This is a genomic window from Paenibacillus sp. FSL W8-0194, from assembly GCF_037969745.1.
In the GTDB taxonomy this organism is placed as follows: Bacteria; Bacillota; Bacilli; order Paenibacillales; family Paenibacillaceae; genus Paenibacillus_AQ; species Paenibacillus_AQ cookii.
Map to the genome: position 1 here is coordinate 2999067 of NZ_CP150205.1, position 20521 is coordinate 3019587.

The following is a 20521-nucleotide window of genomic DNA, read 5'->3' on the forward strand; positions in this document are numbered from 1 at the left end:
ACCGTTACTTCCTAAAATAAGTTATGGTGAGACAAGTTTATTCGAAAAAAAGATAGAATATGCTACATCAAGCAACTATGCAAAAAAGGACGTATCCGGTTTTCCCGGAATACGCCCCATCATGTTCATCAATTCGAAACTTATTCAATGGAAATGCGTTTCGTGCCGTCCGTATCCTGCGCTTTTTTCGGAATTTCGATGCGGAGCACGCCGTTTTCCAGTTTGGCCCGCACCCCGTTGCCGTCTGCGCGGTCAAGATAGAACCGGCGGACGAATTCGCCGTAATGACGCTCTCGGCGGATGACTTTTTGATCCTCGTCTTTCGTTTCGAACATGTCGTTTCGTTTGGCGGAAATGATCAATTCATCCTTCTTCAGTTCGATTCGGATATCGTCTTTCTCGAAGCCCGGAAGTTCCGCGTCGACGTAATACGCCTTTTCGGTTTCGCGAAGATCCGCGCGGAATGGTTTCGTGCCGAATTCAGTTACTCCGAAGGAATCGAATATATCGTTAAAAGATTTCATCATGCCGTTAAAGAAGACGTCGCTTCTCCGTTGGAAAGGAATCAAATCAAACATATCATGTTCCTCCTTTGGTTTATGAATTTGCAAAATCGGCCTTCATTGCCGGCCAACCTGTGCAATATTTCGGTTCATTCGGCGATGAACCTTACAGTTATATTGTACGTTTATTGCAGCTTTCGGGCAAAGTCGATCTTGTATGAAATCCGGCGATTTTAAGCGGTAGAAGGCGAATTTGACAATTTGACTTTATTTGACTTTAATTGTCTTTGACTTTCTTTGACTTTTATGAACGCACGAAAAAACGCCTGCCTTCGGATGAAGCGCAGACGTTTTGAGGTTGTTGCCAATTTTGAATTCACCCGGGCTCTATAGGCCGGATTAAAGAACGGAATCGTCCACCTGATTGAGCCAGTTTTCAATGTCTCCGATGACCGACGCCACGCAGCCGTCTTCAAACGGCGACTTCAAGCCCGCATATTCGACCAAGCCCGTAAACGATTGGCTTCCGCCCGCTTTGCAGAGCTTCAAGTAATCGGCCCAGGCAGCCTTGTAGTCTTCGTTCATGCGTTTCCAGAACTGGAATGCGCACAGCTGCGCCAGCGTGTAGTCGATGTAATAAAACGGCGATTGGAAAATATGGCCCTGCTTATGCCAGAATCCGCCGCGTTCCAGATAATCGTTGCCTCCGAAATTGCGGTGAGGCAGGTATTTCTTCTCGATTTCGCGCCAAGCCTGCTTGCGCTCCGCCGGCGTCGCATCCGGATTCTCATACACAAAGTGCTGGAATTCATCGACGGACACGCCGTAAGGAACAAACAGAAGCGCGCTGCTCAGATGATCGAATTTGTATTTTTCCGTGTCTTCCTCGAAGAACAGATTCATCCAAGGCCAAGTGAAAAACTCCATGCTCATGGAGTGGATTTCTGCTGCTTCGTACGTCGGCCAGTGGTATTCCGGCACCTCGAAATGGCGGCTGGAATATACCTGGAACGCATGGCCCGCTTCGTGCGTGAGGACGTCGATGTCTCCGGACGTGCCGTTGAAGTTCGAGAAAATAAACGGCGCGCCGTATTTGCTGATGTACGTGCAATAACCTCCGCCCTGCTTGCCTTTCTTGCTGACGAGATCCATGAGGCCGTTTTCCACCATAAAGTCGAAAAATTCCTTCGTTTCAGGCGACAGCTCGGAATACATTTTCACGCCGCGTTCCAAAATCCAGTCCGGATCTCCTTTAGGCGCGGCATTTCCGGTTTTGAAACTGAAACCGTCGTCGTAGATGTACAATTGATCCACGCCGATCCGCTGACGCTGGCGTTCTTTGAGCCGGGTCGCCACCGGAACGATATGCTCGAGAACCTGCTTGCGGAAATTGGCGACCATTTCGGCGTTGTAATCCGTGCGGTTCATCCGAACGTAAGCCAGCTCGACGAAGTTTTTGTATCCCAGCTTATGCGCGATACGCGTGCGCACCTTGACGAGCTCGTCATAGATGCGGTCGAAATCCGCCTCATGTTCGGCCATGAACCGGTAGCGGGCTTCCGATGCCCGGCGGCGCACATCGCGGTCCGTCGACAGTTCGAACGGAGTGAGTTGGGTCAGCGTACGCTCTTCGCCTTCAAACGGAATTTTCGCGGAGGCAATCAGCTGCGCATATTCAGTGGCCAGCTTGTTTTCCAGTTGGAGATCTTCGATGATTTCGGGACTGAACGTTTTGAGGGCCAGCTCGGCGAGCTGGAACAGTTGGGTGCCCCATTTGGCCTCAAGCTCCGCCCTGAACTTGGAATTTACCAGCGCACGGTAAAAATCGGTTATGTATTCCTGATAGATTGGCACGACTTCGTCAATATAGTCCTGTTCGGCTTTGTAAAACGGATCGTTCGTATCGACCGAATGGCGGACCGTTACGATCTGTGCCATCGAATCCACTTCCCCGCGAAGATGGTTGATCTCGGACAAAACCTGCTCCTGATCTTCCAGCCGCTCGGCGGATTCGAACCGTTGCACGAGCTGTCCGAACTGTTCCTTGATCGACTCGATATCCGGACGCTCATATTTGTATTCGCTGAATTTCATTCGTTGACACTTCCTCTCATCCTTAGGATCATGTCTATTATACATGGAGATGAGAAGAAGATTCTACCACCGTTCAAAAAAATTTAATGTTGACTTTCTACAGCCGTTAGCCCGCTGACCATAAAAGCACGATGACCGCAAGTTGAACGCTGAAAAATAATCCGAGAAGCAGGAGAACGATGATGGCCAGCAATTTCCCTACAGTAAAAGCTAGTTTTTTCCAATTGATATGTTTCACCCTTCCAGCCTCCCGAATCATACAATTTATTATGATTAAAAGCCTATTGTTCCTTGACGTCAAATGATTTCAGATGGTTGCTTGTTGGATTCTATTCGTGGTAAATTAGGTGGCAGATCATTTATTTAGGCAGCACCTAAAAAATCGTTTTGTGAAAGGGGATGACATGGATGCTTGTGTGGATGCTTCGGCAGGTTATGGCCCAAAAGGGCATTTGGTCGGGCGCCGAATTGGCAAGATTGCTGAAGGAAAAAGCCGGATATGAGCTCTCCCCTCCTTCCATCAGCGCATTGCTGCGCGGACAGCCCAAACAAATGAAAGCCGAAACGTTGGATGCGCTCTGCACGGCTTTGGAGTGTACGACCGGGGATTTATGGGTTCATACGCCTACGAACATGCAAGGCGCTTAATTCATCATCGGGAGGTTCATGAAAGTGGCAGAAAGAGAAATACTTCCTTTTGGAGATCCGGTGCTCCGGAAAAAAGCCAAGCCGGTCGAACAGCTGACCCCGAAAATGCTGCGGATCCTGGATGATTTGGTGGATACGCTGTACGCAGAAGACGGACGCGCCGGCCTGGCCGCTCCGCAAATCGGCGTTTTGCGCCGAATGGTCGTCATGGATTGCGGGGAAGGGCTGGTCGAATTGATCAATCCGGTGATCCTCGAATCAAGCGGAGAGCAAACCGGTCCGGAGGCCTGCCTCTCTTACCCCGGGTATGCCGGGATCGTAAAACGGGCCGATTACGTCAAAGTCAAAACGCTGACCCGGACGGGCGAATCGGTTGTGATCGAGGGTCATGGTTATCTCGCCCGCTGCATACAGCATGAAATCGATCATCTGGACGGCGTGTTATTTATCGATCGCATCGTGGACGGACAGTTTTACGACGAGTTGACAAAACAAAAAGCCGACCTGCTGCGCGTCCTCAAGCTTACGCAAAAATAAGCGCTATTGGGACTCCCGGCAACAAAAGAAACCGTTCCTGTTCTCAGAGAAAACAGGAACGGTTTCTTATTCATACTCCGGTTTACCGATGTGCCGTATACACGTTCGCGCGGCTGATCCCGCGAATTTGCTCCAACTCCTCCGGACTTAATACCGGCGCAGCGGCAGCATCCGCATTGTGAATGAGCTGGTCCAGCGAGCTGGCTCCCGGAATGGCCGCGGCTACCGCCGGATGGCTAAGCGAATAGCGGATGGCGGTCTGCGACATGGTGCGATCCGGACGAATGAACGCCTCCAGCTTGCGGCGGATGTCCAGCAGTTCTTCCGGCCCGTAATCCAGATACCCTTTGCCTGCTTTTCCTTCGCCCGTTTCCGCCAGGACGCCGGAGGCTACGGGGCCGCGGGCAATGACGCTGATGCCGTGCTCCGCAAGCAGCGGCAGCACTTCTTCCTCCGGTCTGCGGTCCAAGATGCTGTACTGGCTCATAACCGACACGATGTTCGAACGTTGGACGTATTCGCGGATCACGTTCGGGCGGATCGAGGAAATGCCGTAATAACGAATGACGCCTTCCTGCTTCAATTCTTCGAACGCCTCGATCGTCTCATCGATCGGGTCGTCCAACGTGCCGCCGTGCAGCTGATACAGGTCGATGTAATCGGTTTGCAGACGGCGCAAGCTGTCCTTTACCGCCGTTTTGATATAAGCTTTCGAAGGATCCCAGCTCCAGCCTTCCTTGCCGGGAATGCGCCGGTTGCCCACTTTGGTCGCGAGCACGACGTCGCCCCGGCGGCCTTTTAACGCTTTGCCCACGATTTCCTCGTTCCGGCCCGCATCATACAAATCCGCCGTGTCCAAAAAATTGATTCCCCGTTCCAGCGCCGCGTGGATAAGGCGTTCCGCCGGTTTTTCCTCCGTCCCAAGCGACATGCAGCCCAGTCCGATTTCGCTAACGTACAAATCCGATGATCCCAAGCGATTTTTTTTCATCATTCATACTCCTCTCCGTTATCGCTTTTTCCCATGGTCAGGCAATCAGCATGTGAACGACCGTTAATACGAGACCGATCAAAAAGCCGCAAATGGCCCCGTTGACCCGGATCCACTGCAAATCGCTGCCTACTTTCTCTTCAAGCATCTTCACCAGCGACTGATCGTCGAGCTGATCGAGGTTTTCGCGCACGAGCAGACCGATCCGGTAATAGTTGGCTTCGACCGCCTTCACGATCAGGGATAATGTTCCCTGCTCCCAGCGGGCCATCATGTCTTCCTTGTCCCGGAGCATGTTCGCCGTCCAACGATACAGCTTAACGATGCTGCGTCCTCCGTTTTCCCGTTCCTGCCCCAAAGCCGCAAGCACGCGATCCCGGATTTCTTCGAGCTTTCGCAGCATCCATTCCTCGGTGCCGGGAGCCGCAATTTTATCGTTGATCCATGTTTTAAGGCGCTCGGCGACTTCCGGATTTTCCGCAAAACCGGTCACCTGCTGCCGCACCTCCGTCAGAATGCGCTGGCGGACCGGGCTGCTTTCGTGCGCCAATTCATGCAAAGTGGACTGAATCAGGTTTTTCAGAATGTTGCCAAGCTTCTCTTCGCTCATGAATCCCAGCATCGCCTGCAGCGCAAATCCCTTCATCCCGCTCAGCTGGACTTCCTGCAGCTTGCTTAGCGCCAGCTGTCCCAGCATATATTCGTTTTCGGGGCGGCTGACCCAGCGTCCGGCAAAATTCAACACGAAATTTAATGCCTTTTCATCCAGCTGACTGCGGAAAGCCTGCTTGGATGCCGCTTCAAGCATCGGCGATAAATCCTGCTTACCCACGAAATCGATCAGCAGCTTTTGCGCGGAAGGCGTCATTTTGTCCACCGGCAGCTGCCGGACGGCCTCGGTCAGTGAATCAATGACCTTCAGCCGGATTTCCTTTTTGGCGATCAGCTTCAATAGACCCGACGAAATCCCTTTAAACAGCTTCATCTGCCGCAATCGTCCCGTAATGCTTTCCTTGTTCAGCAGTTCCGTTTCAAGGGCCGAAATCAGCGAATTGACGATTTTATTGCGGTTTTTCAGCAGCAGGGACGTATGGGGAATCGGGATGCCCATCGGATGGCGGAATAAGGCCGTGACCGCAAACCAGTCGGCAAAACCGCCGACCAATCCGGCTTCAAACCCTCCTTGCAATAAGCGAACCGCTATATTTTGAGGCAAAAACAAGGTGATCAGAAACCCCGCCCCCATGACGGCCAGGGAGGTTCCTGCCAAATATCTCGATTTCAAGTTTAATCCCTCCGCTCTATGTATCCATGATCTAATTCTATTGTACCCACAAGCGGCCCGAAGCGCTTCGGCATCTAACCGGCAAACAGAAAAACTCCCGATGAAACGGGAGCTCCGCCAACCTCATAACCTCGGCTTGTACACCGTGAATTTCTCTTCCGCAGGCGTTCTCGGTTGTCCCTCCGGCGCCTCGTGAAAAAATCCGAGATGCAGAAATCCGGCAATTTTTTCGTCCGGTTGTATCCCGAGTGCTTCCTTGACGTTCGGATCGTAAATGTGCGGATTCGTTTTCCAGACGGACCCGAGCCCGCGCTCCCAGGCCAGCAGCTGGAAATTTTGGATCATCGAACAGACGGCCCCGTAATCCTCGTCCCGCTGTTTTTCATTTTCGGCATCCGTCATGACGACGATCAGATAAGCAGCAGGTTCGTTAAAATATTTGACGCGGTATTCGAACATCTCGTCCGGGTAATGCTGAGCCATTTCGATCGCGAAAAACGGCTTCGCATCGGTCGGCACGAAGATGAACCTCCACGGCTCGCGAAGCTTGTGGGTCGGCGCATAGACCGCGTCGTTGAGCAATTCGAGCACCAGTTCCTGCGGTACGGGATCGTCCTTATACCCGGTTTTCACGGACCGTCTTTCCCTGATGATTTGGGCAAGTTGCGATTTTTTGACCTGTTCCATTCGTCTCTTCCTCTTCCATTCGTTTATTGCGTTATTTGAAAGAATAGCTCCGTTTCTCCTGCCAGCCGCGCAGCAGCATGCCGAAGATGAACAACACCACGCCGGCATTGATGGCCAGATCGGCGATGTTCATGATGCCCGAACGGGACCCCCACACGAGAAAATCGGTCACCTTGCCGTACATGAGACGGTCCAGGGCATTGCCAAGCGCTCCCCCGGCGAGAAAACCGGCCGCCAGTTCCAGCACCATGCCGCGGATGGCTCCCTTAATGCGGTAATAGATCAGGGCTCCCACCACCACGATCGCCAGGTACGCAAACCATTTGCCGTACCCTTGGAACGAACTGAAGGCCGCCCCGCTATTTTGATAATATTCAAAATGAAGGTACGGGATAAAGACATTCCGCTGTTCCCCGACAAACATATGGGTGCGCACCCACCATTTTGAGCCTTGATCCACGAGCAAAACAACAAGCGCCAAAATGTAGAAAGCCATAGATTCCCTCCTTGTTTTTGCTTTGTAAGGCCGCCTCTCCTACCGACTTTTGATTAAAAGCTCCACCGCTTCCTTAACCAGCCCGCCGGTGTCGTTTCCTTTGGCGCGCTCCTCGAGGATGCACTGCTCCAGATTGGTCGCAACGATATATGCCATCGCTTTGTCGGTTGCGCTGCGGACGGCGGACAACTGCGCGACGACATCCTTGCAGTCTTTTCCTTCTTCCATCATGCCGAGCACTCCGCGAATCTGACCTTCGAGCCGCTTTAAGCGCCGGACCACGTTATCATCGTAATTCATGCCGAACCATCCTTTCCTTGACTAATTTGAAAGAGCGCGGGCAGCGACTCCTTATTTCGCCATGGATTCCATCGCTGCATCGACCAACGCGTCGAACATGTCGTCATCTTCTTCAAGAAGCTCGTCCGCCTTGAGGAACTCCTCTTCGATCCCGGACTCTCCCACAAAGTTCAGGCTGTAATCCCAATCCTTGCCGTTTTTGCTGAACAGCGTAATTTCGTATTGCGACTGGTGACCTGCGAGCGTAAACGTCACATGACCGAGGTAATGTTTTTCTTCGTCCTGCGCCATGTCTGCTTTTATGATTTGGTATTCCATAGATCTGTTCTCCTTTTTTGCTTTTCCATGTATCTATAGTATACCATGTCCGGTATTCTTTCCATCCAACGCGAACATATTTTCAATATGTCATCCGATTTAGTACAATAGAAAAACCATCGCTTGAGTCGGTGACGTCTTGAGCCGGTGGAGCGAAAAAGCGGTATTCAAACTGCATCGCGGGAGAAGACGATCAATATTGGAGGGACATAATATGGCCAGCTTTCAAGAAAATTTGAACAAATATGCCGATCTGGCCGTCAGAGTCGGCGTCAACGTCCAGCAAGGACAAATTCTCGTAGTGAATGCGCCGGTCGAATCTGCGGAGTTCGTGCGCATGATCACCGAAAAAGCATATCAGGCGGGAGCCAGCGAGGTCCGCGTCAACTGGAACGACGAAAAAATCACGCGGCTCAAATACGAGCATGCCGCTGATGAGGTATTCTCCGAAGCGCCGAAATGGTATGCGGGCGAAATGACCGAACTGGCGGAAAGAGGCGCAGCCGTCCTGCACGTGCTCGCTGAAAATCCGGATTTGCTCAAGGGCATCAAACAGGAGCGGATTGCCGCGAACCAAAAAGCGAGAGGCCAAGCGATGACCAAATACCGCGCTTACCAGCAAGCCGACAAATTCAGCTGGTGCCTGATCGCGGTTCCGTCGCCGGAATGGGCCGACAAAGTGTTCCCGGACGCGCCGAAGGAAGAACGCGTGCAAAAGCTGTGGGATGCCATTTTCCATACGGTTCGCGTCGACCAGGACAACCCCGTGGAAGCATGGACCGAACATCTGAAAACATTGGATGAAAAATCGAAAATCCTGAACGAAAAGAAATATAAAAAACTGCATTACATAGCGCCGGGCACCGACCTGACGATCGAGCTCCCGGAAGGCCATATTTGGGCCGCCGGAGAAAGCTTCAACGAAAAGGGACACAGCTTCGTGGCCAACATGCCGACCGAAGAAGTGTTTACCGCTCCGCTGAAAACCGGCGTAAACGGATATGTCAGCAGCACGAAACCGCTCAGCTACGGCGGCAACATCATCGATAAGTTCACCATTACGTTCGAAAACGGAAGAATCGTCAAGGTGGAGGCCGAAGAAGGCCAGCAGGTGCTCGAGCACCTGGTGGAAATGGACGAAGGCTCGCACTATTTGGGCGAGGTTGCCCTCGTGCCGCACCAGTCTCCGATTTCCGAGTCCAACATTTTGTACTTCAACACGCTGTTCGACGAAAATGCTTCCAACCATTTGGCGATCGGCAGCGCGTACGCGTTCTGTCTCGAAGGCGGCAAAGACATGACGCAGGAGCAGCTTAGCGAACGCGGGCTGAACACCAGCGTGACGCATGTCGATTTTATGATCGGCTCGGGTGAAATGGACATTTTCGGCATTACGGCGGACGGAAAAGAAGAACCCGTATTTAAAAACGGAAACTGGGCATTTTAATACTTGTCTCCAAAACGCATCAATGCCAAACGCATACGATGTCAACCTTGGAGCCAGCTGGAGTCTTTCCTGCAGAAGCGGGAAAGGCTCCATTTTGCGTATATGCATCCGTCTGCGGCAAAGTTTCGGTTTTATTTGACCTGTGGTTGATTTACAATAGAAAAATAACCCAAACACAGATTGTGTTCTTTAAGGAGGATTCCGCCATGTTAACGTTTGATCAAAAACTGAACAACTATGCCGAACTAGCGGTCAAAATCGGGGCCAACGTGCAGCCCGGCCAGACCTTGGTCGTCAGCGCCGACATCGAGGCCCGCGAGCTTGTCCGATTGATCGTCAAAAAAGCTTATGAAGCTGGGGCCAATTTCGTAAGAGTCAACTATACCGACGAAGCGGTCACCCGGTTGAGATACGACCTGGCGCCGGATGAATCCTTCCTGCTCCCTCCTGCCGCGCAAGCGCGTGAATGGGTTGAGCTGGCGGAGCAAAACGCGGCGTTTTTGACCGTCATTTCGTCCAATCCCGATCTGCTGAAAGGCGTGAATCCGGAGCGCATCGCGAACAACCAGCGAACCTTCGGCCAAGCCATGGCCAAATACCGCCAGTACCAGCAGGCCGATAAAATGAGCTGGACGGGCGTCGCTTTCCCTTCGCCGGACTGGGCCGCGAAAGTGTTCCCCGATCTCCCCGGCGACGAAGCGGTCGCAAAGCTGTGGGACGCCATCTTCCATGCCGTACGGGCCGACCAGGAAGATCCGGTCGCCGCATGGCAGAAACATATCGATACGCTTCAAACCAAATCGGATGAGCTGAACGGCAAAAAATATCATAAGCTCCATTTTGTCGCGCCGGGCACCGATTTAACGATCGAACTTCCCGAAGGACATATTTGGGCGCAAGCCGGCAGCGAAAACGAACAAGGGACTCCGTTCGTCGCGAACATTCCGACCGAAGAGGTCTTTACGGCTCCGTTAAAAACCGGCGTCAACGGTTATGTCAGCAGCACCAAACCGCTCAGCTACGGAGGAAACATCATTGACCGCTTCAAGCTCACGTTCGAAAACGGAAGAATCGTGGATTTCACGGCAGAAGAAGGACAGGATACGCTTGCGCGTCTGATCAACATGGACGAAGGGTCCCATTATCTCGGCGAAGTGGCGCTCGTACCGTACCATTCTCCGATTTCGCAAAGCAATATTTTGTTCCTGAGCACCTTGTTCGATGAAAATGCGTCCTGCCATCTCGCGATCGGCAGCGCTTATGCCTTTAACCTGGAAGGCGGCAAAACGATGTCGGCCGAAGAACTGGCTTCGCGCGGCATGAACGCAAGCATTACGCATGTCGACTTCATGATGGGTTCACCGGAAATGAATATTACCGGCATCACCCGCGACGGAAAAGAGGAGCCGATCTTCATCGATGGCAACTGGGCCTAAAATACTCCGCAAAGCGGGACCTCTTGCTTCTAAGCGTTTCAGGAACTTTGCGTGGACCCGATATTCATTTCTTGAAAATTAAGCAAGTGCAAAGCCGGGAAGCTATCTTCCCGGCTTTACTCATCTGGATTCTTTATTCCAGCCGTCCGTATGCTTTTAACGTCAACAGTCGATCCACCGTGATCAGCCCTCTCCATTCGGCCTCGTTCCCGCGGCTCAGCGCCGGGAAACTCATGCCCCATCCCCCGTCTTCTTGCTGCTGACCGATAAGAACGTCCAAATGCCGCCCCACGGCTTCATCCGATATCCATTTCTTTGCGTAACTCTCCGGGCTCGGCGCCCAATCCAACACTTTATGCACATACCCTGATGCGTCCGGATCCAGCTCGATCGTTCCCGGTTTCCGCAGCCATTCATCCACTTTCTTCAGCTCCGCTTCGGCCCGCTGCCGGTCCGGCACATATTCCAAAAACATGATGCACTGGATCACGTCATGATAATCCGTCTTGTCCGCCAAAGAAATCCGGCTCCATACAAAATCCGCATTTCGGTTCATCCACCCGCCATCTTCCCCGTCATCGGAAACCGCCTTCAATTTATAAAGCAAGCCGAGTATTCTCCCGGTTGGATTCAGCGATCCGGCGTTGTCGTCTGTCGTATCCCACCAAGGAGCATGCGGATAATCATTAACGTCGATCGCCGCCCGCGGAAAACCTCCTCCTTCCCTTTCGGCCTGCCCGAGATAAGTCCGAATGCCGCGCAGGATGCCTGGGTCGGCGACGCCGATTTCGTCCAGGACCGCCAGCGCGCACTCCACGGCTACCGGTTGGCTGCAAGGGGTTCGAATGTCCGGTTCGAGCGCGCTTCCGAAACCTCCGTCGCTGTTTTGATATGCCCTGAGCGCGTCGAGTACGGGGTGTGCCTTGCCCTGCTCGAAATGGTATTCAAATCTTCTGCGATCCAGCAGTCTCGCATTCGCATACACAAACTCTCTGGCTTTCATGAATCTGGAACGGTCCAATTTCATCGAACTCAACCTCCTAGACCTGGAATAGTTTTTCGAAAAAGGCAAGCGATTTGCCGCTGCATCTATCCCGCAGCCTGCGGATGAGCTCGGCCCGGGCTTCTTCTTTCGACAATCCGCTTTCCATGATTCCGTTGACTCTCATCCAATTCGCCGTCGTTTCATAGGCCGTGCTGTTCCACCCGTTGCTCTCCCCGTCGGCATTCACTTTCGCTTTTACGCCGGATATGACGATGAACAACGCATCCTGCAGCTCCACGACCGCCTGGTCGAAAGCTTTTTTATCTTCCTTGGCCTTCATATGCGCCCGCTCGCGCAGAACCCTGGTATCGATCCCCTGTTCGATTTCGATCAACTGATACAGCTCCCAAGCCGTTCGGGAAAGCAATCCGTCTTTATAACAACCTTCGGCGCTTTTGCCCAGGCGCAAGGCTTGATGCACGAGCGGAAACCAATCGGGCGATACCAGAACCGCCTTTTTCTTTATGAACTTGCCGTAGGCCGCCTTTCCTTCCGCGGGAAAGCGAACGCGCCACTTCCATGGATCCCGCTCGGTGTCGCTGTGCCAGCTTTCCCGCGGCGTAACGCTTTCGAGCGACGGATAATCCGGAATCAAGGAAGCGAGCGGCAGAATCCCCGCTTTTTCGATCAATTCTACTGCCTCATCGTAGTTTTCCAGCAAATTTCCGGATTGCGAATTTTCATTCATGGTCTCAGCCCTCCTAAATCTTCATCTTCATAACGTTTTCGAAGCTCTTCGGCTCTTTGACGGATTTGCGCCCGCAGCTTTTCCGGACGGATCACCCGGGCTTCGCTGCCTAGCGAAAAAAACAATCCGACCACCCAATCCCATTCCCTCCCAGGCAGATGGAAGTCCGCGAACCAGCAATCGTCGCTAAGCTGGACCATACATTCGCCGATATGCTCGTCCCGTTCCACTTGAAGCATCCCTTTATAGGTCAGCTCCGCCTGAATATGTACCGTGCTTTCTTGATGGGTTGCGCAGGCGGATTCCGAAAAATCCGGAGGCGCCGACGCTTCCGCCATATCGCCGATCCGGTCGATCCGCAGCCTGCGATTCTCGCCGTGCGTATGCGAATAACAGTCGCAATACCAAAAGCCGTGGGCGGCAAAGATTTTAAGCGGCTTGATCAAAAGCCTTCTACGGTGGTTCATGGATTGATAAAAAACGGAAACCCATTTTCCTTGCGCCGTCAGCGCCAGCAACTTCTCTAAATGGGGCACGTGATAGCTGCGTTTGGGAACTTCGACCTCCATGCTCGTGAGCAGCGGGTTGATATGCTGCACCGTATCCCTGGGAAGCATGCTGCGGATTTTATCCATGACCGTCCACCGCTCTTTGTTGAACGGCGTATCCGTATAACCGGTCAGCCCCTGGAGCGCAAATAACACGCACAAAGCTTCCCTCGAGCTAAGCTGCAGCGGAGGCAGCAGAAAGCCTTCCATCAGGTGATAGCCCCCGCGCGGACCGCTTACGGCTCCGATCGGCACGCCGATTTCGGACAGCGTCTGGATATCGCGCAAAATCGTGCGGCGGGACACCTCCAGTTTTTCCGAAAGCGAAGCGGCCGTCTGGTTCCCATGCTGAAGGGCGATCACGATCGCCATCAACCGGTCCATTTTATTCACATCTTCACCACCTGTTTTATCGTTGCAAGCCGATTATAGCAGCCCATTGGTGACAACATGGTTGTCACCTATTTTTTGATTTCCTAATTTGATTCGACTCGGGTATAATGCCATAAGACGGTTACAAGGCAAACTTATACATTCTATATTTCAAAGCAAAGCCATAAACTATACTACCAAGGTATCCATAAGCGAGAGGTCGGTAAAGATATGAAGCCGGAGTCTATGAGATGACGATCCATATGGATACGCCAAGCGGATGAAGGAGGAGAAGCCCCGTTATGTCCAACTTTTTAAACAAACTCAAACAGGGTGTATCGGATGCAGGCAAAAAAGCTCAGCAAACCGTGGAATCCACGACATTGAAGTTTCAGGTAGCATCCAAAGAAAAGGAAATCGAAAAAAACTATACGGAGATCGGACGGATCGTCTACCGTTCCCTTGAAGATCAAACCAGCTTCGTTCCCAATGCGGAATACCAAAAATATCGCGAGGCCATCGTGAACCTCGAGCAGGAAATCGAAGAGCTCAACCGCAAAATCCAGCAGCTCCAAAACCTGAAGGAATGCGGATGCGGAAAAATGCTGCCGGCCGACGCGTCCTACTGTCCGTTTTGCGGGCAGCAGTTCCAAACCATCGTGCTCCAACCGTCCGCCGTCCAGGCCGAAAAAACTTCCTATTGCCCCAGATGCGGGGAGGCGGCAGGTTCGACGGATAAATTTTGCCGGAGCTGCGGGTTTCATTTAGCCGAGTGACGTCCGCTATTATATTAACGATTGCATGACCGCCTTTCCGTCATCGGAAAGGCGGTTTTTTATGCCACGTTGCGGTATTCAGGCTTAAGCTTTAACGTTTCAAAGCATAAAACGAGCTGGTTTCTTCCCATCGTTCGCCGGGCTGGAGTCCGAAAAGTCCGATTTCCTCCGCAGGCACCCCCGTAATATTCGGCGCATTAACCAGATTGGTTTGCGGTTCCGGACAGAAAAACTTGCCGGAGGCGCCGTTGTTCCAAATCATCCAATGCTTGTAAGAAGTTCCGACATCGTATACCAAAACGTCCCCGGTCCGGTTGTCGGTCAGCTCCATGCGGTTGCGGCCGTTTTGCGGGCTTGCCGTGTAATGGTTGTCCATCTCGGCAAAATAAGGGCTGACGCCTTCGGTCTTCATTAACTCTTCCTCGGCGCTAAGCGGCTGGAACCGTCCCGTCGGCAGCATCCGCTCGTCCATTTCCCGGCGCTCCCCGATCGTCACTTTGAACGTATAATCCGAAGCTTTGCTTCCCGGCACGAAAGGCGCGTTGATCGCCGTATGGAACGCCAGCAAATTCGGCATGCTTTCCTTGCCGTCGTTGACGATCGTCACCTTTTGGTGCAAACCCTCGGCATTTAAGGTATATCGGAGCGTCACAGTAAAATCGAACGGGAGATACTGCTTGTAAAGATGGCCTTCGCCCACTTTCTGCGAGATGACCACCACGCTTTCGTACTCGTCGCCCTTTATGTATTCAACCCTCCAAGGGATCGTATGCATATAACCATGCAGATGGTTCCCGCGGTCGGTTTCGTTTACCGGCAGCCGGTACTCTTTGCCTTCCCAGGCAAATTTACCGCCGTCATACCGGTTTGGCGGAATCAGGACCGGAATGCCGTAAATGCCCGGATTAGCCTTGAAATCTTCCATTTCGCCTTCTTCAGGCTCACGCAGATACTTGAATCCCTTTTCGACGTCGCGGAACAAAATCAAATTGCCCCCAAGCTCCGGGAGCAGCGCCGCTTCGTACGGTCCATGTTTCAACCAAACCGCCCGTTCGCCTTGAAAATCGCCTTCATAGGCCGAATGTTGTGTCTCCATGATTGCCTCCTCTTCATCCATGAAAAATATATTTAGCATACTAAGGATAGATTTCATCCTTTACTTAATATACCATGCTTCAGAGGCCTTCGGAAACGCTTGCTGCGATAATTCGTCGATTCAATCCGGAGGCTCCGGGCTTCCTACCAGAAGCACGTCAATGTCCCTGGCCAAACGGAGCAGTTTCCGGACGGCTTGGCGCCTGCGTTGCTTGGATCCGGGCAATCCGTCCTGTCCGGCGATGATTTGCGTCGCTTGGAGGCCAGATGCTTTTGCCATCGTGATCCGGGGAATATCCCTCCACGCTTCGGCTTCCAACATGCCAAAAGTTCCTCCCAAACGCTCCGTGAGCTTGCGGCAGTCGTCCATCATGGGGGTTATGACTTCAGCGGCACCCATGCGGATGATGTCAACATAAAGTGCCGCCTTCAAACGATACGCAATTCTAAAACCGCGCCGAATGAGCCGCTCCCCGTTTGTTCCGGGAAAAATGCATACGTAGATCGTTTCTTCTTTTCGCCATGGACCGCGGATGGAAAAGCTTCGTTCCCTGGATTCAAGCCTTTCGTCCACGTCATCGGCGATTTCTCGCAGGGCAAGCTCCCTCAAGGCGATCAGATTCCCGGTTTTGAAAAAGGAGTCCAGTGCCTGTTCAACCTTGCCCGCTGCGTAAATTTTCCCCTCCCTCATCCGCCGGCGCAGCGCCCGGGGAGCGACGTCGATGAGCACCACTTCATCGGCCATCGACAGAATGGAATCCGGAACGGTCTCCCTTACCCGAACTCCCGTGATCTGCTGCACCGCATCATTCAGGCTTTCCAAATGCAGCACGTTCATCGTCGTGATCACTGAAATGCCATGCTCAAGCAGCATCAGAACGTCCTCGTACCTTTTTTTATTGCGACTGCCCGGCATGTTCGTGTGCGGCAGCTCGTCGACAAGGGCCAGCTCCGGATTGCGGGCAAGGATGGCGTCCAAGTCCATTTCCTTCAACACCCTGCCTTTATACGTAATTTCAGATGCGGGCACCGATTCCAACAATCCGACTTGGGCCGCCGTTTCCGTCCTTCCATGGGTTTCCAGCCAGCCGATGAGGGCATCCGTCCCCCTGCTTAGGCTTTCGTTGCCTTCACGCAGCATCGTGTACGTTTTGCCGACGCCCGGGGCAGCCCCGATATAAATTTTCAATCGTCCGCGTTGGATGCGATTCACTTTCCGTTCCATCGCTTCATTGCTCAGTCTATGAAATCGCTCTTTTTGATACGGCTGAAAACGGCGGGCAGGAAGTATGCGCGAGTCTCCATGCGCTGTCCGGTCGGCCACCCAAAATAGATCGATCCCCCTCGCGTGCTTCAGTATGCCGCCCGTGACGGAGCCGTGCCAAAATTCCTGCCAACGGCTTTTCTTTGAATGTCCAAGGACGATTCGCGTCACGTTTTTTTCGAGGGCATACTGAATGAGCGCTTTGGGAAAATGCCTGGATGCACGCAGCTTCCGTTCCTCGACGGCGGCGTCCGTTTTTTTCGCCATCTTGTGCAAGGAACGTTTGAAAGCTGCCGCTTCCTTCGTCAATTTGCGTTTTCCAGGCATGAAAACAACGACAAGCAGGTCTCCGTTTAAACGTTTGGCGATCTGTTGCCCCCTGCGGATGTAAATCGAACCGTTCGAGTGATACTGCGCCGACACCAATATCCTTTCCGAAGCGCCCGACGGACCCTGCTGCCCCATTTGCTCGCGGTGTTCCTCGAGCTCGGCCTGAACGCCCTCGGCCACAAGGCGCAATGACAGTTCGCGCAGCACGGCCAATTCCTTGCGGGTCAACGAACCGGCATCGTCGTTTGCCCCCAGTTGACCTTCCTTGATTCTTGCGATCAGCGTTTCGGGCGAAACATCGATCAATTGAATTTCATCCGCCTGCCCCAACGTTCCGATCGGAACGGTCTCCCTGGATTCCACGCCGGCCCATTTTCGGGCCAGGTCATGGACGCCTTCGATCTCGTATGCGTTTAACGTCGTGATCACGCCGATGCCATGATCAAGCAAAAATTCGATATCCTTTAAACGGTTCGGAAACCGCGCCCCTTTGCGGTTCCGATGCGCCAGTTCGTCCACCAGTACGACCTCGGGATTTCGCGCCAGCAATCCTTCAAGATTTAAATCCTTGGTCTCCTTGCCATGGTTCAGCCAATGGATGCTGGGTACCCGTTCAAACCTTTCCAACTGTTTTTCAATTTCCGGCCTGTTTAAGGCGGAGACGGCGCATAGGACGACATCGATCCCCCGCTCCTTCAATCGTTGGCCTTCTCGCAGCATATGGTAGGTTTTACCACTCCCGCTAACGGCGCCGATCATGATTTTTAATGCGCCTCGCCGAACCTTTCGGATTTCTTCCAAAACTTGTTCCGGCGTTTTTCTTTTGTATTCATCCATCGCGATCTCTCCCCACCATGAACGGTTTGCACGTAAATCGTAAGCCTCCGAGGGCGTTGCTGTAAAATGCCGAACGTCCCGTCAGCACCAACGATTCTCCGAAAAACGGAATGTGAGGCTTTTTACTTGGAATTGCGCATATATTTGAAACGTTAACGCTCATGTACGACGATTATCCTATATTTGTATTTTTGTTTTCCAAAAAATTTCAATGCCAAATATTAGGCTAAGCATTCATAAATATTGTAAAATAGAGATAAGAAAAACCTCCACGATGGAGGCTTGCCAGCAACCGGACCGGCTTTTCGGCAGATCTTGCCGATCGGATGTTTCCGATGGCCGATGATCATATGGATTTGCAAAACGGGATTCAAAATTGAAACACGGGCTTTCGGGAAGGGGATAACCATGTCCACAATGATTCGGCTCCTCACGACGACGGACTTCAGCGATATCAGTGAGGATTTACAGGAAGAGATCTATTACGAGTATTACGATTTTGCATACGGCATGATATATTACATTGTCAAGGATCACGCTGCTACCGAAGACATCATTCAGGAAGCCTTTATTAAAGTGGTCAAAAACAAGCCCGTATTCGAAAACGAAGCCAAACTTCGAGCCTGGCTCAAGGTCGTGACCAAAAATACGACGATAAATTATTTGCGAAAAAATAAAAACTACCGTAACCAAGTGGATGTTGAAGGTGTTTTTATGTATAAAGAAGACGTTCCCCAGTCTCCCATGTCGGTCGAAAACACCGTTGAAACCAAATTGATCGAAGAATCGATCATGGAATACCTTCAACAATTGAAGCCCGAATACAGGGTGTTGATCGAATACAGGTGGAAACAGGGACTGAGTTACAAAGAAATTTCAAGTATGCTGGAGCTGAGTGAAGATGTCGTCAAGCAACGTCTATTCAGGGCTCGGGAAAATATTAAGAAAATGCTGTTTAAAGAGTGGGGGATTAAGGATGAAAAGCGAAAAATTTGAAGAGTGGTTTGATGTTGCCTTTGACCGCGCAGTGTCTTCATCTTCCTTAACGTCCGACGAAAGCAAGCGAGCATCCTGGAAGAAGGTTCAAGCGCAACTCGACCAGGTCAAACGCAAGCGCAAACAGAGACGGCGTTTGCAGCTTAGCGGCATCGTAGCCGCATCGTTTATCGCGGGCGCCGTGTTTTTCAGCCCTTCGGGCGTCACCAAAGCTCTGTCCCCGATCGTTCAATCCGTCGTGGATTTGGGCAACGGCATGATCGGAATCGTGATCAAAAACGGCGATGTGCCGCCAAGCCTCGTGACGCCAAAAACCGAAAAACCGGATACGTACGTCGAACAAAACAGCGACGGGGACAACTTCTCCCGTTTGGAATGGTCCGAAGTCCGGGAAAGCGTCGGCCCACCCCTTAATTTGGACGAACTCAAATCCAAATTATCGTTTTCGCTGCCGGAATTGAACCAAATTCCTTCGAAATATCATTTTGAAAACTATACGTTATCCAATCCTTCCGTTGAGGGAAAAGGATACGATAAGGTTTCGTTAAAGTACACCGATTCGGATCAGCAGGCGTTATGGATCCATCTGATGAATCTGAAAACGTACCAATCGACGATTTCCACCGTTCCGAAGGAAACGGAGAAAATCGCGCTCGGCGGTCAGGAAGTATTTTATAGTCCGGGCGTGTACAACCAGCTCTTAGGCACCCACCAGACGCTGATCATTCAGATTAGCAGCAGCTTGCCTAAAGAAGAATTGGTTACCGTTTATAAATCGTTCATGCAAATCCCTTAAACCGAAAACCGAAATACAAAGACCGCCTTCCGTAAAATAGGGCTCCCGGGGCTCCTTTTACCTAAGCGCGGTTTTTTTATTTTTCGAAGGAGGCAGGCCTGCCAAGGAATAATTCCTATGCCGGAAGGAAACCTTAAGTGCGGTATATCACGACGCCCTGGAGGTCATATTATGGTAAAATACATCGCGCTAGCTGCGCTCATTTTGGTTGCAGGCTGCGCATCAAGCAACAACGTCTCGACGAAGCAGGCCACCCCGCAACCGGCCAAAATAACAACCCATTCCCATACCCGTTCGACGGACCCTGCTTCCATCAAAACCCAAGCATCGTCGACGTCAACGGACCGCATCGGGAAACTGTCTGCAAAAGGAACGCAGGACGGGATCACTTCCGAACTGCTTGACTTGATTCAAGCTCCGGCAGGCACCCCGGGAAACCAAGCCCCCGGAGGTACGCCCGCAAATCGGGGACCTGCCGGCGCACCGGTCAATCAGGGACCGACTAACGCACCAACGAACCAACCGCCTGCCGGCGCACCGGCGGATCAGGAGCCGATCGACGGCACCAACGGACAAGCCGGAAGAAGCGCTGCCGGAAATGGAACAGCCGGAAACGGAACGGCTGGAACCGGCGCACAAAACCCTGCAAGCGGCAAGGATTCCACCCAGTTCGCGCAGCAGGTGCTCGATTTGGTGAACAAAGAGAGATCCAAAGCAGGGCTCGGCTCCTTGAGCATGGACGATGAGCTTTCCAAAATGGCCATGGCCAAAGCGCAGGACATGTACAATAACAATTATTTCGATCATAACTCCCCGACGCACGGTTCCCCGTTCGACATGATGAAGGAATACGGGATTACCTATCAATCGGCCGGGGAAAACATCGCCAAGGGACAGACCACTCCCACGCAAGTGATGAATGACTGGATGAACAGCCCGGGGCATAAAGCCAATATTCTCAACAAAAGCTTCACGAAAATCGGCATCGCTTTTTACAATAACGAGTGGGTGCAGGAATTTACCGGTTAAATT

21 protein-coding genes and 1 pseudogene are annotated in these 20521 nt (G+C 52.2%); 8 read left to right on the top strand and 14 right to left on the bottom strand.

Annotation, left to right across the window (positions count from 1 at the left end; all coding sequences use genetic code 11):
- Positions 1-140: 140 nt before the first annotated feature.
- From MKY58_RS13525 to MKY58_RS13535, 3 genes are all read right to left on the bottom strand, one after another.
- A complete protein-coding gene (locus MKY58_RS13525) occupies positions 141-578 on the bottom strand; it encodes an Hsp20/alpha crystallin family protein (RefSeq protein ID WP_339324980.1) in 438 nt (145 codons plus the stop codon).
- 324 nt (positions 579-902) lie between these two features.
- Positions 903-2597 (bottom strand): M3 family oligoendopeptidase, encoded by a 1695-nt coding sequence (locus MKY58_RS13530; protein ID WP_339324981.1) that lies wholly within the window; start codon positions 2595-2597, stop codon positions 903-905.
- A gap of 106 nt (positions 2598-2703) precedes the next feature.
- Positions 2704-2835: a hypothetical protein gene (locus MKY58_RS13535; protein WP_281422505.1), complete on the bottom strand. Its 132-nt coding sequence runs from the start codon at positions 2833-2835 to the stop codon at positions 2704-2706.
- A 170-nt stretch (positions 2836-3005) separates the two neighbouring features.
- On the opposite strand from MKY58_RS13535, the gene MKY58_RS13540 reads away from it, so the two are divergent.
- On the top strand, positions 3006-3245 hold the full coding sequence (locus tag MKY58_RS13540; protein WP_036712122.1) for a helix-turn-helix transcriptional regulator: 240 nt from the start codon (positions 3006-3008) through the stop codon (positions 3243-3245).
- Between the two features lie 24 nt (positions 3246-3269).
- Complete coding sequence (gene def / locus MKY58_RS13545) at positions 3270-3782, top strand: peptide deformylase (protein ID WP_339324982.1); 513 nt, start codon at positions 3270-3272, stop codon at positions 3780-3782.
- An 82-nt stretch (positions 3783-3864) separates the two neighbouring features.
- Here def and MKY58_RS13550 read toward each other — a convergent pair whose 3' ends face one another.
- The 6 genes and pseudogenes from MKY58_RS13550 to MKY58_RS13575 all read right to left on the bottom strand — a co-directional run bounded on the left by MKY58_RS13550 (position 3865) and on the right by MKY58_RS13575 (position 7859).
- Complete coding sequence (locus MKY58_RS13550; RefSeq protein ID WP_339324983.1) at positions 3865-4773, bottom strand: aldo/keto reductase; 909 nt, start codon at positions 4771-4773, stop codon at positions 3865-3867.
- 37 nt (positions 4774-4810) lie between these two features.
- Entirely contained in the window at positions 4811-6058 is a 1248-nt protein-coding gene (locus MKY58_RS13555) for a DUF445 domain-containing protein (RefSeq protein WP_339324984.1), read from the bottom strand.
- Between the two features lie 123 nt (positions 6059-6181).
- On the bottom strand, positions 6182-6745 hold the full coding sequence (locus tag MKY58_RS13560) for a nitroreductase (protein WP_339324985.1): 564 nt from the start codon (positions 6743-6745) through the stop codon (positions 6182-6184).
- A gap of 31 nt (positions 6746-6776) precedes the next feature.
- Positions 6777-7244, bottom strand: a pseudogene (gene lspA / locus MKY58_RS13565) (signal peptidase II); the annotation flags it as partial.
- A 36-nt stretch (positions 7245-7280) separates the two neighbouring features.
- The gene (locus MKY58_RS13570; protein ID WP_036712113.1) at positions 7281-7541 is read right to left on the bottom strand and encodes a metal-sensitive transcriptional regulator; all 261 of its coding nucleotides are present in this window, start codon (positions 7539-7541) and stop codon (positions 7281-7283) included.
- A 51-nt stretch (positions 7542-7592) separates the two neighbouring features.
- Positions 7593-7859 (bottom strand): hypothetical protein, encoded by a 267-nt coding sequence (locus MKY58_RS13575; RefSeq protein ID WP_339324986.1) that lies wholly within the window; start codon positions 7857-7859, stop codon positions 7593-7595.
- Between the two features lie 214 nt (positions 7860-8073).
- Here MKY58_RS13575 and MKY58_RS13580 point away from each other — a divergent pair, with 214 nt between their 5' ends.
- Together MKY58_RS13580 and MKY58_RS13585 are read left to right on the top strand one after the other, a co-directional pair.
- Entirely contained in the window at positions 8074-9306 is a 1233-nt protein-coding gene (locus tag MKY58_RS13580) for an aminopeptidase (protein ID WP_339324987.1), read from the top strand.
- A gap of 206 nt (positions 9307-9512) precedes the next feature.
- Complete coding sequence (locus MKY58_RS13585) at positions 9513-10742, top strand: aminopeptidase (protein WP_339324988.1); 1230 nt, start codon at positions 9513-9515, stop codon at positions 10740-10742.
- Positions 10743-10875: 133 nt separating this feature from the next.
- Here MKY58_RS13585 and MKY58_RS13590 read toward each other — a convergent pair whose 3' ends face one another.
- The 3 genes from MKY58_RS13590 to MKY58_RS13600 are packed head-to-tail and all read right to left on the bottom strand — an operon-like array spanning position 10876 to position 13407.
- Positions 10876-11769, bottom strand: coding sequence for a hypothetical protein (locus MKY58_RS13590; RefSeq protein WP_339324989.1), 894 nt, complete (start codon positions 11767-11769; stop codon positions 10876-10878).
- A gap of 13 nt (positions 11770-11782) precedes the next feature.
- Positions 11783-12475, bottom strand: coding sequence for a hypothetical protein (locus MKY58_RS13595; RefSeq protein WP_339324990.1), 693 nt, complete (start codon positions 12473-12475; stop codon positions 11783-11785).
- Positions 12472-13407 carry a WYL domain-containing protein gene (locus MKY58_RS13600; RefSeq protein ID WP_339325146.1) on the bottom strand — a complete coding sequence of 312 codons (936 nt, stop codon included), beginning with the start codon at positions 13405-13407 and terminating at the stop codon, positions 12472-12474. The genes MKY58_RS13595 and MKY58_RS13600 overlap by 4 nt, the downstream gene beginning before the upstream one ends.
- A gap of 290 nt (positions 13408-13697) precedes the next feature.
- Here MKY58_RS13600 and MKY58_RS13605 point away from each other — a divergent pair, with 290 nt between their 5' ends.
- Entirely contained in the window at positions 13698-14171 is a 474-nt protein-coding gene (locus MKY58_RS13605) for a zinc ribbon domain-containing protein (protein ID WP_052147119.1), read from the top strand.
- A gap of 91 nt (positions 14172-14262) precedes the next feature.
- Here MKY58_RS13605 and MKY58_RS13610 read toward each other — a convergent pair whose 3' ends face one another.
- On the bottom strand, positions 14263-15267 hold the full coding sequence (locus MKY58_RS13610; protein WP_339324991.1) for an aldose 1-epimerase: 1005 nt from the start codon (positions 15265-15267) through the stop codon (positions 14263-14265).
- A gap of 120 nt (positions 15268-15387) precedes the next feature.
- Positions 15388-17697, bottom strand: a complete 2310-nt coding sequence (locus MKY58_RS13615; RefSeq protein WP_339324992.1) for a histidine kinase — start codon at positions 17695-17697, stop codon at positions 15388-15390.
- Between the two features lie 408 nt (positions 17698-18105).
- Here MKY58_RS13615 and MKY58_RS13620 point away from each other — a divergent pair, with 408 nt between their 5' ends.
- The 3 genes from MKY58_RS13620 (at position 18106) to MKY58_RS13630 (ending at position 20518) form a co-directional block, all read left to right on the top strand.
- On the top strand, positions 18106-18693 hold the full coding sequence (locus MKY58_RS13620) for a sigma-70 family RNA polymerase sigma factor (protein WP_339324993.1): 588 nt from the start codon (positions 18106-18108) through the stop codon (positions 18691-18693).
- The gene (locus tag MKY58_RS13625) at positions 18674-19489 is read left to right on the top strand and encodes a hypothetical protein (protein ID WP_339324994.1); all 816 of its coding nucleotides are present in this window, start codon (positions 18674-18676) and stop codon (positions 19487-19489) included. The genes MKY58_RS13620 and MKY58_RS13625 overlap by 20 nt, the downstream gene beginning before the upstream one ends.
- A 171-nt stretch (positions 19490-19660) precedes the next feature.
- Positions 19661-20518 carry a CAP domain-containing protein gene (locus tag MKY58_RS13630; RefSeq protein ID WP_339324995.1) on the top strand — a complete coding sequence of 286 codons (858 nt, stop codon included), beginning with the start codon at positions 19661-19663 and terminating at the stop codon, positions 20516-20518.
- Positions 20519-20521: the final 3 nt, after the last annotated feature.